Annotated in this window: 16 protein-coding genes and 1 pseudogene; 6 read left to right on the plus strand and 11 right to left on the minus strand. The window is 60.1% G+C overall.

Annotated elements, in window-relative coordinates:
* Window positions 1-5: 5 nt before the first annotated feature.
* Window positions 6-1,348 (plus strand): annotated as a pseudogene (pabB, locus tag ACZZZP_RS13600) (aminodeoxychorismate synthase component I).
* Between the two features lie 91 nt (window positions 1,349-1,439).
* Here pabB and thrH read toward each other — a convergent pair.
* Window positions 1,440-2,057: a bifunctional phosphoserine phosphatase/homoserine phosphotransferase ThrH gene (gene thrH / locus ACZZZP_RS13605; protein ID WP_463383065.1), complete on the minus strand. Its 618-nt coding sequence runs from the start codon at window positions 2,055-2,057 to the stop codon at window positions 1,440-1,442.
* A 182-nt stretch (window positions 2,058-2,239) separates the two neighbouring features.
* On the opposite strand from thrH, the gene ACZZZP_RS13610 reads away from it, so the two are divergent.
* Window positions 2,240-2,860 (plus strand): phosphoadenosine phosphosulfate reductase domain-containing protein, encoded by a 621-nt coding sequence (locus ACZZZP_RS13610; protein WP_122495193.1) that lies wholly within the window; start codon window positions 2,240-2,242, stop codon window positions 2,858-2,860.
* A 222-nt stretch (window positions 2,861-3,082) separates the two neighbouring features.
* Here ACZZZP_RS13610 and ACZZZP_RS13615 read toward each other — a convergent pair whose 3' ends face one another.
* Window positions 3,083-3,574, minus strand: coding sequence for a MarR family winged helix-turn-helix transcriptional regulator (locus ACZZZP_RS13615; protein ID WP_463536590.1), 492 nt, complete (start codon window positions 3,572-3,574; stop codon window positions 3,083-3,085).
* 114 nt (window positions 3,575-3,688) lie between these two features.
* Between ACZZZP_RS13615 and ACZZZP_RS13620 the strand changes: the two genes are divergently transcribed.
* Window positions 3,689-4,882, plus strand: coding sequence for an MFS transporter (locus ACZZZP_RS13620; protein WP_463383068.1), 1,194 nt, complete (start codon window positions 3,689-3,691; stop codon window positions 4,880-4,882).
* A 41-nt stretch (window positions 4,883-4,923) separates the two neighbouring features.
* Here ACZZZP_RS13620 and cysB read toward each other — a convergent pair whose 3' ends face one another.
* The 5 genes from cysB to ACZZZP_RS13645 form a co-directional block, all read right to left on the minus strand.
* Window positions 4,924-5,898, minus strand: a complete 975-nt coding sequence (cysB, locus tag ACZZZP_RS13625) for an HTH-type transcriptional regulator CysB (RefSeq protein WP_122495187.1) — start codon at window positions 5,896-5,898, stop codon at window positions 4,924-4,926.
* Between the two features lie 140 nt (window positions 5,899-6,038).
* A complete protein-coding gene (locus tag ACZZZP_RS13630) occupies window positions 6,039-6,542 on the minus strand; it encodes a universal stress protein (protein WP_122495185.1) in 504 nt (167 codons plus the stop codon).
* Window positions 6,543-6,653: 111 nt separating this feature from the next.
* Entirely contained in the window at window positions 6,654-7,559 is a 906-nt protein-coding gene (locus tag ACZZZP_RS13635) for a 5'-nucleotidase (protein ID WP_122495183.1), read from the minus strand.
* Window positions 7,560-7,584: 25 nt separating this feature from the next.
* Window positions 7,585-8,550 (minus strand): putative 2-dehydropantoate 2-reductase, encoded by a 966-nt coding sequence (locus ACZZZP_RS13640; protein ID WP_463383069.1) that lies wholly within the window; start codon window positions 8,548-8,550, stop codon window positions 7,585-7,587.
* Complete coding sequence (locus ACZZZP_RS13645) at window positions 8,550-8,909, minus strand: YbbN family protein (RefSeq protein ID WP_463383070.1); 360 nt, start codon at window positions 8,907-8,909, stop codon at window positions 8,550-8,552. The genes ACZZZP_RS13640 and ACZZZP_RS13645 overlap by 1 nt, the downstream gene beginning before the upstream one ends.
* Window positions 8,910-8,943: 34 nt before the next feature.
* Between ACZZZP_RS13645 and ACZZZP_RS13650 the strand changes: the two genes are divergently transcribed.
* Both ACZZZP_RS13650 and ACZZZP_RS13655 read left to right on the plus strand, forming a co-directional pair.
* Window positions 8,944-9,366, plus strand: a complete 423-nt coding sequence (locus ACZZZP_RS13650) for a PilZ domain-containing protein (protein ID WP_122495178.1) — start codon at window positions 8,944-8,946, stop codon at window positions 9,364-9,366.
* Window positions 9,367-9,547: 181 nt separating this feature from the next.
* Window positions 9,548-10,624: a 3-deoxy-7-phosphoheptulonate synthase gene (locus tag ACZZZP_RS13655; protein WP_463383071.1), complete on the plus strand. Its 1,077-nt coding sequence runs from the start codon at window positions 9,548-9,550 to the stop codon at window positions 10,622-10,624.
* Window positions 10,625-10,684: 60 nt separating this feature from the next.
* Here the strand turns inward: ACZZZP_RS13655 and ACZZZP_RS13660 are convergent, their stop codons facing one another.
* Window positions 10,685-10,954: a GNAT family N-acetyltransferase gene (locus ACZZZP_RS13660; protein ID WP_122450458.1), complete on the minus strand. Its 270-nt coding sequence runs from the start codon at window positions 10,952-10,954 to the stop codon at window positions 10,685-10,687.
* A 19-nt stretch (window positions 10,955-10,973) separates the two neighbouring features.
* Window positions 10,974-12,518: a hypothetical protein gene (locus tag ACZZZP_RS13665; RefSeq protein WP_463536591.1), complete on the minus strand. Its 1,545-nt coding sequence runs from the start codon at window positions 12,516-12,518 to the stop codon at window positions 10,974-10,976.
* A gap of 171 nt (window positions 12,519-12,689) precedes the next feature.
* On the opposite strand from ACZZZP_RS13665, the gene ACZZZP_RS13670 reads away from it, so the two are divergent.
* Window positions 12,690-12,962, plus strand: a complete 273-nt coding sequence (locus tag ACZZZP_RS13670) for an Lpp/OprI family alanine-zipper lipoprotein (protein ID WP_463536592.1) — start codon at window positions 12,690-12,692, stop codon at window positions 12,960-12,962.
* 285 nt (window positions 12,963-13,247) lie between these two features.
* On the opposite strand, the gene ACZZZP_RS13675 is transcribed toward ACZZZP_RS13670, so the two are convergent.
* Window positions 13,248-14,207, minus strand: coding sequence for a L,D-transpeptidase family protein (locus ACZZZP_RS13675; RefSeq protein ID WP_463383072.1), 960 nt, complete (start codon window positions 14,205-14,207; stop codon window positions 13,248-13,250).
* Window positions 14,208-14,282: 75 nt separating this feature from the next.
* Entirely contained in the window at window positions 14,283-14,564 is a 282-nt protein-coding gene (locus ACZZZP_RS13680) for a hypothetical protein (RefSeq protein ID WP_122450455.1), read from the minus strand.
* Between the last annotated feature and the right edge of the window lie 123 nt (window positions 14,565-14,687).

Raw genomic sequence — 14,687 nt, forward strand, 5'->3', positions numbered from 1 at the left:
TGCCCATGCCTACCTGTTCGTTGCATCCGCTGCCCTATCGGGCAGACCCAGCCGAGTACTTTTCCTACATCCGCCAGGCGCCTGGTGCGCTGCTGTTCGACGGCGGTCGGCCGACTTCCCAGCGTGCACGCTATGACCTTATGAGCGCCTGGCCATTGGCAGCGCTGGCACCGGCCGCTGACGAATCGGCCAACGACTTTATCCAGCGCCTGCGCGCGGCCCTGGCTCAACTGGGCGCGGCGGACGTTCCAGCCGGCTATGAGTTGCCGTTCGCGGGCGGCCTGATGGGTTACTTGAGTTACGACTTCGGTCGTCGTCTGGAAACCTTGCCGGCCAACGCAGTGGACGACTTGCACCTGCCCGACGCGCAACTGGGTTTGTATGGCTGGGCGCTGATCAGCGACCACCAGGCCGGCCGCAGCCAGTTGCTGTTTCACCCGGCGCTGCCCGAGGCAGAACGCCAGCGCTTGATCGCGGTATTTGCAGGGCCCACGCCAGCGAGCAGCGCGCCGTTCAACCTGCTCGAAGACTTCGCCGCCAACCTTAGCGAAGCCCAGTACCAACAGGCGTTCGAGCGCATTCAGGGCTACATCCACGCCGGCGACTGTTATCAGGTGAACTTCGCCCAGCGCTTTAGCGCGCCGTGCCAGGGCGACCCGTGGTCGGCTTATCAGGCGCTGCGCCAGGCCTGTCCGACGCCGTTTTCCGGTTATGTGGCGCTGGGCGGTAACCAGGCGATTGTGAGTTTTTCCCCGAGCGCTTCGTGCAGGTGCATGACGGCCAAGTCGAAACCCGGCCCATCAAAGGCACCCGGCCACGGGGCCAGACGCCCGCCGAAGACCAAGCCTTCGCCGACGACCTGCTGGCCAGCGCCAAAGACCGCGCCGAGAACCTGATGATCGTCGACCTGCTGCGCAACGACCTCGGCCGCAGCTGCGCCACCGGCTCGGTGCGCGTGCCGCAATTGTTCGCACTGGAGAGCTACCCCAACGTGCATCACCTGGTGAGCTGCGTAACCGGCACCTTGGCGCCAGGCAACGATGCGTTGGACGTACTCGCCACCAGTTTCCCCGGCGGCTCCATCACCGGCGCACCGAAAATTCGCGCCATGCAAATCATCGACGAGCTGGAGCCGACCCAGCGGGCGATCTACTGCGGGTCGTTATTGTTTCTGGACGTGCGCGGCGAAATGGACAGCTCGATTGCTATCCGCAGCCTGCTGATCAAAGACGGGACGGTGAATTGCTGGGGCGGCGGCGGCATCGTCGCCGACTCGCAGTGGCGGTCGGAATACAACGAATCGATCACCAAAGTGCGGGTGTTGTTGCAGACGTTGGAAGGGTTGTAGCCAACAAACAACCCTGTGGGAGAGGCTTCAGCCTCGATGCTTTTCAGCTAGCAGCATCGAGGTTAATCGGCCTCTCCAACAGGTGCTGGTCTTACAAACTCAGCTCGCGGTTCGACGCTTTCAAGAACTCTTTCTTCAAGTCTTCAAACGTATGCACCGCCGGGAACTGCGGGAATTCGCGGATCACGTTTTCCGGGGCATGGAACAGGATGCCGGCGTTGGCTTCGCTGAGCATGGTGGTGTCGTTGTACGAGTCGCCAGCGGCGATCACGCGGTAGTACAGGCTCTTGAATGCCAGCACCGATTGACGCTTGGGGTCTTTCTGGCGCAGTTGGTAGCTCACCACGCGGTCGGTTTCGTCGGTGATCAGCTTGTGGCACAGCAGCGTCGGGAAGCCCAGTTGGCGCATCAGCGGCTGGGAGAACTCGTAGAAGGTGTCCGACAGAATCACCACCTGGAAGCGCTCGCGCAGCCAGTTAACGAATTCCACGGCGCCATCGAGCGGCTTGAGGGTGGCGATCACTTCCTGGATGTCGGCGAGCTTCAGGCCGTGCTCATCAAGAATGCGCAGGCGCTGCTTCATCAGCACGTCGTAGTCCGGAATGTCCCGGGTGGTGGCTTTGAGCGCGTCGATACCGGTTTTTTCCGCGAAGGCGATCCAGATTTCCGGAACCAACACACCTTCCAGGTCGAGACAGGCGATTTCCACAGGGCACTCCTAAACAGGATTCAGAAAGAAGGCGGCACTCTAGCCGCTCTCCTGCGGCCACGCAACGCGGCTCCGGGCGATGTTCGACGGCGCTGATAGTGCCTATCAGCAGGGCGCGCTGCAGGCTCGCGGCGGTTTTTGCTACCATCGCCCTCCCCGCCGAAATGAACCTGGAGCCCCTCATGGATCTTGATCTGGACAAGCTGAACGCCGAATTCGCCAACCAGCCGGAAAAGCTGGTGGAGTGGGCGCTCGGCCTGGGCAAGACGGCCATTTGCACCACCAACTTCCGCCCCTTCGAAGCGGTGATTCTGCACATGGTCAGCCAGGTGAAACCGGACATTCCGATCATCTGGATGGACAACGGTTACAACACCGAAGCCACCTACAAATTCGCCGATGAAGTGACCCGCGCGCTGAACCTGAACCTGATCACCTACCTGCCCAAACGCAGCCGCGCCCACCGCGAAGCGCTGGAAGGCCCGGTGCCGGCGCTGGACGATCCGCGTCACGAAGCCTTTACCGAAGAAGTGAAACTGGAACCCTTCACCCGCGCCCTGCGTGAAACCGCCCCGCAAGTGTGGTTCACCGCCCTGCGCGCCACCGACACCGCCGTGCGCGCACAGATGGAGCCGATCAGCATCAACCCGGATGGCTTGATCAAAGTTGCGCCGCTGCTGCATTGGTCGTCGAAGGATCTTTATCAGTACCTGACTCAGCATAATTTGCCGAATAACTTCGACTACTTCGACCCAACCAAGGGCGAAGATAATCGCGAGTGTGGCTTGCACATTAACCATTAAAAGCAGGATCAAAAGCTCGCGGCTGAAGCCGCTCCCACAGGCACCGAGGTGTCTGTGGGAGAGACTTTAGTCTCGAGCTTTTTGCTTTTGTGGCGCTCGACCTCGATTTGCGAGGCGGCTGGAATTTTAAAAAGCTCGCGGCTGAAGCCGCTCCTACAGCTTTACATTGCTACTGTGGGAGCGGCTGGGCGGCATTCCGATTGGCCGCGATACTTTTCGGGGCTAACCGCGCAACCCGCTGATTAGCTTGCCCAGCAATTCGCTTAGCTGCGTCTGCTCCGCTGGTGCCAGCACTTCAAGCGCGCGCTGTTCGTTGTCGACGTGCAACGGCAGCACTTTATCGATCAGGGCCAGGCCCGACGGGGTCAGTTGCACCAGGGTGCTGCGCCGGTCGCTGGGCGATGGCAGGCGTTCGATCAGGCCGCTGCGTTCCAGGCGGTCGAGGCGGCTGGTCATGGCGCCGGATGACAGCATCAATCCTTCGTAGAGTTCAGTCGGCATCAATTGGTACGGCGCGCCCGCACGGCGCAACGTGGCGATGACGTCGAACTCGCCTTTTTGCAGCCCGAACTGCGCCGCCAATGGCGATAGTATCTGCCGCTCCATCAGCTGCGCCGCCTCCAATAATCGCCCAACGGTGACCATTACGGCTGCGTCGATATCCGGACGTTCGCGCCGCCATTCTGCTTCTGCCTGTTGCGCTCGATCGTTCATTCGGGCCTCACTTGATAAAACCATCTCGATATAAAGCTAATACTAATGCCTTGCGCAAAGGCACGCTCGAACTTTAATCTTGATGTCGAGATACTTTACAACGAGATACAAGGCATGAGCGTAACCCCGCGTACCCACCTATTTATTGTGCTGGCCGTAGTCGGGCTGGCGTTGAATCTGCGGCCGGCTTTAGCCGCCATCGGTCCATTGCTCGACAGCATCGAATCGGCCACCGGCATGAGTTCCACCCAAGCCAGCCTGCTGACCACCGTGCCGGTGTTCGTGATGGGCGTGTGCGCCCTGGCCGGTGGGCGGCTGCGGCGCTGGCTGGGCGAACGCAACGGCATCGGTTTAGGTATCGCGCTCATTGCGCTGGCGTGCGGCCTGCGTCTGGCGGCCTCGGGCCGCTATGGGTTGCTCGCCACCGCCGTAATGGCCGGCATTGGCATCGCGCTGGTGCAAACCTTGTTACCGGCGTTTATCAAGCGCTGCTTCGGCGCGAGGGCGGGCAATGTCATGGCGCTGTACACCACCGGCATCATGGCCGGTGCGGCAGTGGCCGCCGCGGCTGTAGCGGGTGTGGCGGCGGTCGGCGGTTGGCCAATGGCGCTGGCGGTGTGGGCGGTGCCGGCCGTGCTGGCGGTGCCGCTGTGGTATGTCGCGTCCCGCCAGCAGCGGGTGAATCACACGCACGAAGCCTTGGCCGCCTCCGCGCCGCCTGCGTTCTGGCGCAACGGCCGAGCGTGGCAGTTGATGGTGTTTTTTGGCATTGGCACAGGCGCGTACACCTTGGTGCTCGCGTGGCTGCCGCCCTTTTATACCGGCCTCGGTTGGCAACCGTCCGCTGCGGGTTTTCTGCTCGGCGCGTTGACGCTGACTGAAGTGGTCGCCGGCCTGGCGGTGTCGGCGTTGATCGGCCGTTTCCCGGATCGTCGTGTGCCGCTGTACAGCGTGCTGCTGATGCTGCTGGCCGGCCTGCTCTGCCTGATCATCGCGCCCCTGCCCTTGGCGCTACCGGCGTGCTTGTTGCTCGGCTGCGGCATCGGCGCGTTGTTTCCGCTGTCGTTAATTGTGGCGCTGGACCACGCCGATAGCCCAAGCCGCGCCGGCGAATTGGCCAGCTTCGTTCAGGGCGGCGGTTACATCATCGCCAGTTGTATGCCGCTGTTGGCGGGCGTGCTGCGCGACCGCCTTGCCGACCTCACGCAAGCCTGGATGATCATGGCGCTCGGCGCCGTGGTGCTGATTGGCTTGAGCACCTGCTTTGCGCCGGCCAGTTACGGGCGCATCACCAACCTTCGCCCATAAAAAAGGCGCCGATCAAGGCGCCTTTCTCATCTGTACCGGGCTTAGTGCACCGGCAACTCAACGCCGTGGAACAGCTCTTCCAGCTCCACTTTGTTGTGGCATTGCACCGCTTTGGCCATTACGTCGCGGGTCAGGTGCGGGGCGAATTTCTCAATGAAGTCGCACATAAAACCGCGCAGGAACGTGCCGCGACGGAAGCCAATCTTGGTCACGCTCGGCTCGAACAATTCGCTGGCGTCCAGCACAACCAGGTCCGGATCAAGCTTGGCGTCGACTGCCATCTTGGCCACGATGCCCACGCCCAGACCGAGGCGCACGTAGGTTTTGATCACGTCGGCGTCGGCAGCGGTAAACACCACTTTTGGCGTCAGGCCACGGTGGCTGAAGGCTTCGTCGAGCTTCGAGCGGCCGGTAAAGCCGAACACGTACGTAACGATGGGGTATTCGGCCAAGGCTTCGAGGGTGAGTTTCGGCAGCTTGGTCAGCGCGTGGCCTTGAGGCACCACCACGCAGCGGTTCCAGGTGTAGCACGGCATCATGATCAGGTCGTTGAACAGCTCCAGACCTTCGGTGGCGATGGCGAAGTCGACGGTGCCGTCGGCGGCCATTTCGGCAATCTGCATCGGCGTGCCCTGGTGCATGTGCAGAGCCACGTCGGGGTATTGCTTAATGAAGTTGCTGATCACCGCCGGCAACGCGTAACGCGCCTGGGTGTGGGTGGTGGCGATGGAGAGCGTGCCTTTTTTCTCGTTGGAGAATTCCTGGGCAATCTGCTTGATGCTTTCGACCTTGCGCAGAATTTCGCCAGCGGTGGTGATGATGCGCTCGCCAGCCGGCGTCACGCGGGTGAGATGCTTGCCGCTGCGGGCGAAAACCTCGACACCCAATTCATCCTCCAGCAGGCGGATCTGCTTGCTGATACCCGGCTGCGAGGTATACAGACTCTGCGCCGTGGCGGACACGTTGAGATCGTGGTGCGCGACTTCCCAGATGTAGCGCAGTTGCTGGAGCTTCATAGATATCCCTCAAAGCGAAAAGGCGATGCAGCAGACGCCAAAGGCGTTATATAACCATAGTAGAGGTTAGAAGGCTAAATCTAGACTATTTTATTAGCACACGCAGCCCCATGCGTGTGCGCAGTGCAGCAAAACGTTTTTTAGAAATCGGCCCGCGTGCGGTGCTGCAGCATCGGCACCAGGTACACCGGCACTTCCGCCAGCTGCACCAGGCGCGTTGCGGTTCTGCCCAAGGGAATGTCCTGCGCCCCCGTATGGCTGCTGTGGCTGCCGATCACCAGTAAATCCACATTGAAGCGCTGCGCCTCGGCCAAGATCACTTGCGGTGGGTCGCCCTGCACCACCCGCACCGCCCGAACCATTTGCATGTCTTGCTGGGCATCGCCCATTTCATCTCTGAAGCCTTCAAACACTCGCTGTTCAATACTGGCCAGCACGCCGCTGAGGCCGTTGGTGCGAATTTCCGTGAGCACCGCTTCATCCAGGTAGGTTTTCAATACCGATTCAGCGAACAACCCCAACGGTTCCACGGCGTGCACGACATATAAATCCGCTTTGAAGGCGCGCGTCATGGCCAGGGCGTGTTGCAACACATACGGGGCGTAAAGGCCTAAATCGGTGGCGTAAAGAATCGATCGAATCATGCGGCCTCCTAACTGCATTCTTAACGGCCTGGGTTGAGCTTAGCAGTGCTGGCTATAAATCCAGCCGCTGTTAGTAGTGCAAGACGAACGGGCAGCAAAACGGCCGGGAGACTAGTGCTGTGGCTCGTTACTGATGCCGTGCGGCACGTGGCCGGTGGCAACCACTTCGCGGCTTTTCTCGCAGTGGCCCGGTTGGTCGTCAAAAAACACGTCGGCGCCAAAGGTTTCCAGAATCGCGGTTTTTTCCAGGCCACCAAGAAAGTACGACTCGTCCAAGCGAATATTCCACTCGCGCAAGGTGCGAATCACGCGCTCGTGCGCCGGCGCTGAACGGGCCGTCACCAGTGCCGTGCGGATCGGACAATTTTCCGGCGGGAACTCCTGCTGCAAGCTGTGCAGCGCAGCGAGGAATGGCTTGAACGGCCCGCCGCCTAACAACTCGCGCGCCGACTCGCGCTCGTGGGTTTGGAAGGCCACCAGCCCACCGGCCTGATACACGCGCTCGGACTCATCGGAAAACAGCACCGCGTCACCGTCGAAGGCGATGCGCAGTTCCGTGCTGGCCGCCCGCCGCGCGCCACCGGAGAGGATGGTCGCCGCGCCAAAGCCGGAACGCAGGGCGCTGCGCACGTCTTCGGCGTGGGTGGACAGAAACAGGTGGCAGCCAAACGCCGCCAGGTAAGGATCGGGACTGCGGCCGCCAACAAAGGCGGCGCGGGTGATATCCAGGCCGTAGTGGCTGATGGAGTTGAACGCGCGCAGGCCGGTGTCGGCGCTGTTGCGCGAGACCAGGATGACCTCGACGCGCTGCTGGCCGAGGGTGGTGTTCAGCGCCAACAATTTTTGCACCAGCGGAAACGCATCGCCCGGCTCAAGCACTTCGTCCTCGTGCTCGATCTGGTATTGGCGATACGCCTCCACGCCTTCGCTTTCGTAAATGCGGTGGCTTTCGCGCAGGTCGAACAGCGCCCGCGAGGAAATTGCCAACACCAGTTTGTCCGCCAGCCCTTTGCTCATAAATGCCTCAGTCCGGGTCGGTTAATCAGTGATTGCGCGAGTCGATAAACGCCAGTTGCTGCGCCAGGGCGCGAATGCGCGGCAGCTCGACCCCGGCGCGTTCGGCGGCGGCCAGCGGCTCGGCGTAGATGTACTGCAACTCCAGCGGACGTTTCTCAACAAAGTCGTGGTACATGCTCGGCAAGTAGTCAGGCATGCGGTCGGTGGAGGCCAGCAGTTTCTCGGCGAACACCTCGGGAATGGCGTAACCGCAGGCGGCGGCGCCTTCGATCACTTCCTTCATGATGGCCAGAATCAGCGCGCGGGTTTCGCTGTGGCCCATCAACGCCGTGGTGCCGGTGTTCAGCACCACCGAAAGACCGTTGTACGGCACGTTCCACACCAGTTTCTGCCAGCGCGCCTGGGCCAGATTCGGCATGGCAGTGGAGTCGAGGCCGGCATGTTTGAACAGCGCGGCGCCCTCCTCGGCGATGGCCAGTTGAGCGTCGGCGGCGCTCGCCGGGCCGCTGTGGTAACCGAGGTTCACGCCGCCAAGTGCCTGGTGCTCGATAACGCCCGGTGCCGAGCGGTGGACGCAGATGTAGCAAAGGCCGCCCAGCAAGTGCAGCGAGTCGGGCAACAACGGTTGCAGGCCCTCTTCCACCGCCAGGCCGTTTTGCAGCAGCACCACCTTTGCGCCGGGCGCGGCGGCCTGGGCAATCAGCGGGGCCAATTCGGCGTTACTGGTGCTCTTGGCGCCGACCAGCAGCCAGTCGCACGCTGGCATGTCAGCGACATTGCAATATGCCTGAACGTTTTCAAGCTGCAGTGCACCATGCACGGCACTGTTCAGTTTCAGGCCACCTTCGGCCACCGTGGCGTATTCGCTGCGCAGCAGGAAATGCACGTCAAAGCCGGCCCGCGCCAGCATCAGCCCATAAAAGCCGCCAATTGCGCCGGTACCGATAATGCCGATGCGTGGACCGGTGCCGGATTCAGGGGAAAACGCCATCAGGGAAGCTCCTCAGGTAAACGGGCTAAGGCCGCATCAATAGCGGTCTTTAGCTCCACAGGCTGCAAGCGCGATTGCACCGCGCCGAAAAATTGACCATCGCGCACGACAAACAGCGCGGGTAAGTGAAAAACCTCATAACGCTCGACTAAACCGCCATTGTTGGCGGCATCGACCCAGCACAGGCGCGCCACCGGAAGCGCCATGCCCGGCAGCTCGCGGCGGGCAAAGCGGCAACTGGCACAACCTATGCTGGTAAATATCAGCAGTGAAACGCCCGGCCAATCGAGCAACAGGCGATCCGCGTCGAAATCGGTCAGCTCGGATTGCGTGGCTATACTGCTAGCAGTGATGTCCATGAGCCATCATCCGAACGTGTGGAGTTTTTTGGTAATGCGTCAGTTTTTGCGTCATCCCAGTGATATGCCAGTTGAGCTGATTCAGCGCAAGCACGCCTTCCTGCCGCGTCAGCGGTTGAACAATATCAGCCTCGGCGGCGTGGCCTGCAATTCCCCCAAAGGTTTTCGCCGTGGCACGGCGGTGGAGCTGCGCATTCCGCTGCTGGGCGATCAGGCCCGCTACAGCGGCGTGGTGGCCTGGTGTAAGAAGCAGCCCACCGATTATTTGGTTGGCATCGCTTTTGTGGACGAAGAAACGCTGTTTCGCGCGCGTATGGTCGAGCAGGTATGCCAGATCGAACACTACCGGCATCTGCGCGAACAAGAGCTCGGTCAGCCGCTGCCTGTCGAAGCCATTGCCAAGGAATGGATCGCCGAACACGCGGCGACGTTCTCCACCTTCAGCGGCCTGCATTAATAGTCGTGCCGATAGCGCCCGCTTCGGCCGATTGATTCCCCCTTATAAGCACGACCGCCCCATTGTCGAGGCGGGCTGTACGCGCTAAGGTTCCCACCCCCGTTACGCTCCGCGCTCTGTCGCCAATGGCTGACGGCCAACCTCCGTGACCTGACTGACGACCTGACCAACGAGTAGCACGATGGCTGATTTACCGATCGATGACCTTAACGTCGCCTCCAACGACACCCTCATCACCCCCGACCAGCTCAAGCGTGATATTCCGCTGACTGAAGCCGCCCTGCACACCGTGGTGCAAGGCCGTCAGGTGATCCGCAATATTCTCGACGGCAAGGACCACCGCCTGTTTGTGGTGGTGGGCCCTTGCTCGATTCACGACATCAAAGCGGCCCACGAATACGCCGAGCGCTTGAAAGTGCTGGCCGCCGAGGTGTCGGACACGCTCTATCTGGTGATGCGCGTGTATTTCGAAAAGCCGCGCACCACCGTCGGCTGGAAAGGTTTGATCAACGATCCTTACCTGGACGACTCCTTCAAGATTCAGGACGGTCTGCATATCGGTCGCCAACTGCTGCTCGACCTGGCTGAAATGGGCTTGCCCACCGCCACCGAAGCGCTTGACCCGATTTCCCCGCAATACCTGCAAGACCTGATCAGCTGGTCGGCCATTGGCGCGCGCACCACCGAATCGCAAACCCACCGCGAAATGGCGTCGGGCTTGTCGTCGGCAGTCGGCTTCAAGAACGGCACGGACGGCGGTCTGACGGTCGCCATCAACGCGCTGCAATCGGTTTCCAGCCCTCACCGTTTCCTCGGTATCAACCAGGAAGGCGGCGTGTCCATCGTCACCACCAAAGGCAACGCCTACGGCCATGTGGTGCTGCGCGGCGGCAACGGCAAGCCGAACTACGATTCGGTGAGCGTGGCCGTTTGTGAGCAGGAACTGACCAAAGCCGGCATTCGCCCGAACATCATGGTCGACTGCAGCCACGCCAACTCCAACAAAGACCCGGCGCTGCAACCGCTGGTGATGGAAAACGTTGCCAACCAGATTCTGGAAGGTAACCAGTCGATTGTTGGCCTGATGGTGGAAAGTCATTTGGGTTGGGGTAATCAGTCGATCCCCAAAGACCTCAATGCGTTGAAGTACGGCGTGTCGATCACCGACGCCTGCATTGACTGGAACACCACCGAGAAAACCCTGCTGGGTATGCACAGCAAACTCAAAAGCGTATTGCCCAAGCGTCAACGCGGCTGATTCAAACCGCGCACACAAAAACGCCGGGCTCAGCCCGGCGTTTTTTTTTAACTGCAGAAATCAGTGCCGATTGCGCCGTTCCATGTAGCGCTCTACGTACGAGCACGATGGAATCACGGTGTACCCCATGCGTTCGGCATACTCCAACGCGCGCTCGGTTAATGCCGCAGCAATGCCACGGCCGCGCAACGAGTTGGGCACAAACGTGCGGTAGATATCGAGCGTCTGCTTACCCAGGTCCATATAGGCAAGGTAAGCACGATCACCATCCACGGTGGTCTCGAATTGATGACCTGCCTGGTCATGGTTGATAGACAGCGCCTCGCTCATCACAACTCCTCAGCGGGTCTTAGAACATGACCCTTACCTTATCGATCTTATCCAGGCGCAGAAACATCTCCGCCGACCCCGAGCCAAATTGGACACTGAGGTAGGCTTTGCCGTTCTCCACTTTGCGCAGCACACCCTGATAATAAGTACCTTCGTGGGTAATGAACTGCAAACGCTTGCCAGCGTAATCGGGCAGGCTGGCGACACTCACAAACTCATATTGCTGCGTCGTGGCATTTGACTCAACTTTTTCTGCGACGATCATTTCGTTGGGCAATGGCTCTTTGCGCGCGCCCGGGTCGAACCAGGTGAAACTCACCGGCGAGACCGATTGCTGATTCACCAACAGCGCCGGGTGCAACATGCCCACCACGTCATTGGCCTCGAAGAACTGTAGGCCATCCCAGCTCACCCCGGCGTTCGGATTAAGTTCCAACCGCAGCGATTGTGGGTCTTTCAGATAACGGCCATAGGCTTCAAGCACCGACGGGGCCAGCGCCACACGTTGGCTGCGCATCACTTTGTCGAACTGCTCCACCGCCGTCTTCAGGTACACCTCACTGGTCTGCCCCATCTTGCCGGCGCAGTATTCCAGCACTTTGCGCTGATACTGGTTGTCATTGATTTCCATGGCTACCAACGACAACTCCGGCGGATGCACACGCATGTCGCCCGGGTTATCCGACATATTGGCCAAGGCCAGCGTCAGCTTCACTTCGGCCATGTCGCGCGTGTCGGCGGTCATGGAAAAGTGCACGGTCTTTCGTGCCGGCTCAAAGCGATACGAGAACTCCGCATCGCTTTCAAAGGTGCGATAGCCCATGTCCAACAGTTCGGTGGTGCCAATGAAGCGAACCTTGCCGCAGCTCACTTCACTCATCGCCGTAAACAGGCTGCGCTCAGACGGCGCGTCGTAAAGCTGCTGCATAAACGGGCCATGGACATCGAGCGCCAGGCCTTTAAGGTTGACTGCCATTTGTTCCGGAAACTTGCCTTCGGCCAGGCTTTCCTTGAAGCGCAACAGTTCACCCAGGCCATTGAACTTCAACTGCGCATGCTGAACCCGAACACTGTCGCCCATCATGGGCACACGCACAGTAAGGTTTTCCAACCCTACGCGGCCATCGAACGATGAGGTAATGCCGCCGTAAGTGATATCCATAAAAGGCGATAACTGCGCGATCGCATCGTTCATGATCGAACGTACCGATAGCCACAGCGACAGCTTGATTAATACCGCAAGGGCAATTACCGAAAGCAAACCCCATTTAACGATTCTGGCCACGCTGACGTCCTTTATGTCACGACACGCACGATGCTGTAGGTCTTGTGCGGCGCAGCTTAACAGGCCGGCAAAGTGCCAGCTACTGCTGAAAATGGGCGCTGCGACACGGTGCTTAAAAGACGCTAAACCACACTTCAAACGAAGCGTTTGTTGGTCCGCTAGTTGCGGCAAAAAAGAAGGCGCTGGGTGCGCGAAAGTGTGGCGATGACAATATCCGCCAGCGCTGCGTTTTACCTGTCGTAAATGCGCACGTCGCAGCCGCAACTGGATACTTTTCATCCAGCACTATTACGGCTTGCTTACATAGCACTCAATTTCACCAAAAAAAGTAGGGCGCTGGCGTTACGTCCGTTTACTTACTACAAGTAATGAGTAGTATGTAGACCGGCCAATTACCTCGAGCTCGGGGCAATTCGCTTTATGGAAAAAATGCACCTTAAGGGGAACACAATGAACAACGTTCTGAAACTTTCCGCTCTGGCTCTGGCTGCCGTTCTGGCAACCGGCTGCAGCAGCACCACCAAAGAAACCGAAGCTCGTCTGACCGCTACCGAAGACGCTGCTGCTCGCGCTCAAGCTCGTGCTGACGAAGCCTACCGCAAAGCTGACGAAGCTCTGGCTGCTGCTCAGAAAGCTCAGCAAACTGCTGACGAAGCTAACGAGCGTGCTGCTCGTATGCTGGAAAAAAGCCAGCCGCAAGTAATTGCGCTGAGCCGGGCCTAGTGCCCGGCTTTTTTTCGTGTGTAAAAAAAAGCGATCGGCTGCGCGTCGGCGGGGCTGCGTTGAAAATCACTTTTCAATGCTCATTGGCTACAGCCAACTGCGCTTGAAAAGCGCTTTTCGCCTTGCCCCGCTCTAGCTCGCTCGATCTGGAGCGGCGTGAAGGCTGAGAGCGGAAAATCAAGAACCTGTAGGAGCGGCTTCAGCCGCGAGCTCTTGATTTCTTTACACGCAACAAAAAGCCCGCTGCGGGGTTAACCGGCAGCGGGCTTTTTTTTGTGTGGCGGCTTACTGCACAACCGGTGCGGTGTTGGCGACGACCGAGCCGGGCGTGGCGATTTCCACGGGCAGGCCGTCTTCGGCTGCAACCACGTCGCGCACCACTTCCCAGTCCAGGCTCACGCTGTTGGTGAGGTCTTCGCGTTTGAGCAGGGCGTTGATCACGGCGGTGTGTTTGTCCACGACCGATGGGTTGCCGTTGTCGTCCAGCGGCGTGTGCGCTTCCAGGTAAACCTTGCCGTTGCTCACGCCGAATTTGTACGGGTCGTTGAGGATGCGCACTTTGGTACCCACCGGCACCAGCTTCGCCAGCTCCAACACGTTGTTGTTGAGCATGCGGAAGCAACCGTGGCTCACGCGCATGCCAATGCCGAATTTCTTGTTCGAGCCGTGAATCAGGTAACCCGGCAGGCCGAGGTTGAATTTGAACGGACCGAGCGGGTTGTCCGGACCTGGCGGCACCACGCTCGGCAACGGATCACCGTCGGCGGCGTGTTCAGCGCGAATCGAGGCCGGTGGGTACCACGCCGGGTTGGCGGTTTTGGCGGTAATGGTGGTGACGTTGATCGGCGAACCCCAGCCTTCACGGCCAATGCCCAACGGATAGGTGTGCACCACGTTCTGCCCTTTCGGGAAGTAATACAGGCGGTACTCCGCCAGGTTGATCACGATGCCTTCACGCGGGCCAGGTGGCAGCACGAAGCGCGTCGGCAAAATAATCTGCGTGCCTACGCCTGGCAACCATGGGTCAACGCCCGGGTTGGCGGCGACCATTTCCAGGTAGCCCAGATCATTCGCCACGCCGATGTCGGCGAAGGTGTCTTCGTACTTGGCGGTGATGACTTGAACCTGGCCAATGATGTCTTCGCCCGGTGGCGGCAGCGGAAATTCCAACGCTGCGGCAGGGCCGACCGCGAACAGCGCGGCGAGTGACAGGGAACGGGCGACTGCAGGAGCGCGCGACAACATCCGGTGATCCTTGGCTGAATAGCGAGTGAGAAAAGAACGCGATTGTACACGCGCTCACGGGCGGCCGGGAGTGGCCTAAACGCCCGGCCAGCGTGGGCGGTCGCCGTCACGCTGGGCCTGGAGCGTGGCGTAGCACGCTGTGCACAGGCGCTTGTCGCGCAGCAGCGGTTTTTCCAGATTCACCCATTTGGGCTGGGCCGGCAGCAAACCGCCGCACAAGGTGCGGTCAGCGTGGCCGCTCAATTCGAGCTGGCGAGCCACCAGGTGCACACGCACTTCACGGCACGCGAACAGGTCGAGCTGCTCGTCGGGTTCGATCAGTTGGTAAGCGTGTAAAGACCAAGCGGGGCGCGGCATTGAAGGCTCCTGGAGACGGCGCCACCTTAGCCGAAAGGTGACGCATAAAAAAGCCTTCTCAGCAGACCTTTTTAAACGTTTCGTCCATCAGCCGCGTCCGAACAACGACGCCGAAAACAGCCG

This window comes from Pseudomonas sp. AC211, from assembly GCF_979258055.1.

Bases quoted from the DNA above. Each gene is read 5' to 3' on its own strand.
- ACZZZP_RS13610 (WP_122495193.1), top strand. From the start codon at position 2,240: ATGGATCTTGATCTGGACAAGCTGAACGCCGAATTCGCCAACCAGCCG.
- ACZZZP_RS13615 (WP_463536590.1), bottom strand. From the start codon at position 3,574: ATGAACGATCGAGCGCAACAGGCAGAAGCAGAATGGCGGCGCGAACGT.
- ACZZZP_RS13620 (WP_463383068.1), top strand. From the start codon at position 3,689: ATGAGCGTAACCCCGCGTACCCACCTATTTATTGTGCTGGCCGTAGTC.
- cysB (WP_122495187.1), bottom strand. From the start codon at position 5,898: ATGAAGCTCCAGCAACTGCGCTACATCTGGGAAGTCGCGCACCACGAT.
- ACZZZP_RS13630 (WP_122495185.1), bottom strand. From the start codon at position 6,542: ATGATTCGATCGATTCTTTACGCCACCGATTTAGGCCTTTACGCCCCG.
- ACZZZP_RS13635 (WP_122495183.1), bottom strand. From the start codon at position 7,559: ATGAGCAAAGGGCTGGCGGACAAACTGGTGTTGGCAATTTCCTCGCGG.
- ACZZZP_RS13640 (WP_463383069.1), bottom strand. From the start codon at position 8,550: ATGGCGTTTTCCCCTGAATCCGGCACCGGTCCACGCATCGGCATTATC.
- ACZZZP_RS13645 (WP_463383070.1), bottom strand. From the start codon at position 8,909: ATGGACATCACTGCTAGCAGTATAGCCACGCAATCCGAGCTGACCGAT.
- ACZZZP_RS13650 (WP_122495178.1), top strand. From the start codon at position 8,944: ATGCGTCAGTTTTTGCGTCATCCCAGTGATATGCCAGTTGAGCTGATT.
- ACZZZP_RS13655 (WP_463383071.1), top strand. From the start codon at position 9,548: ATGGCTGATTTACCGATCGATGACCTTAACGTCGCCTCCAACGACACC.
- ACZZZP_RS13660 (WP_122450458.1), bottom strand. From the start codon at position 10,954: ATGAGCGAGGCGCTGTCTATCAACCATGACCAGGCAGGTCATCAATTC.
- ACZZZP_RS13665 (WP_463536591.1), bottom strand. From the start codon at position 12,518: ATGAAAAGTATCCAGTTGCGGCTGCGACGTGCGCATTTACGACAGGTA.
- ACZZZP_RS13670 (WP_463536592.1), top strand. From the start codon at position 12,690: ATGAACAACGTTCTGAAACTTTCCGCTCTGGCTCTGGCTGCCGTTCTG.
- ACZZZP_RS13675 (WP_463383072.1), bottom strand. From the start codon at position 14,207: ATGTTGTCGCGCGCTCCTGCAGTCGCCCGTTCCCTGTCACTCGCCGCG.
- ACZZZP_RS13680 (WP_122450455.1), bottom strand. From the start codon at position 14,564: ATGCCGCGCCCCGCTTGGTCTTTACACGCTTACCAACTGATCGAACCC.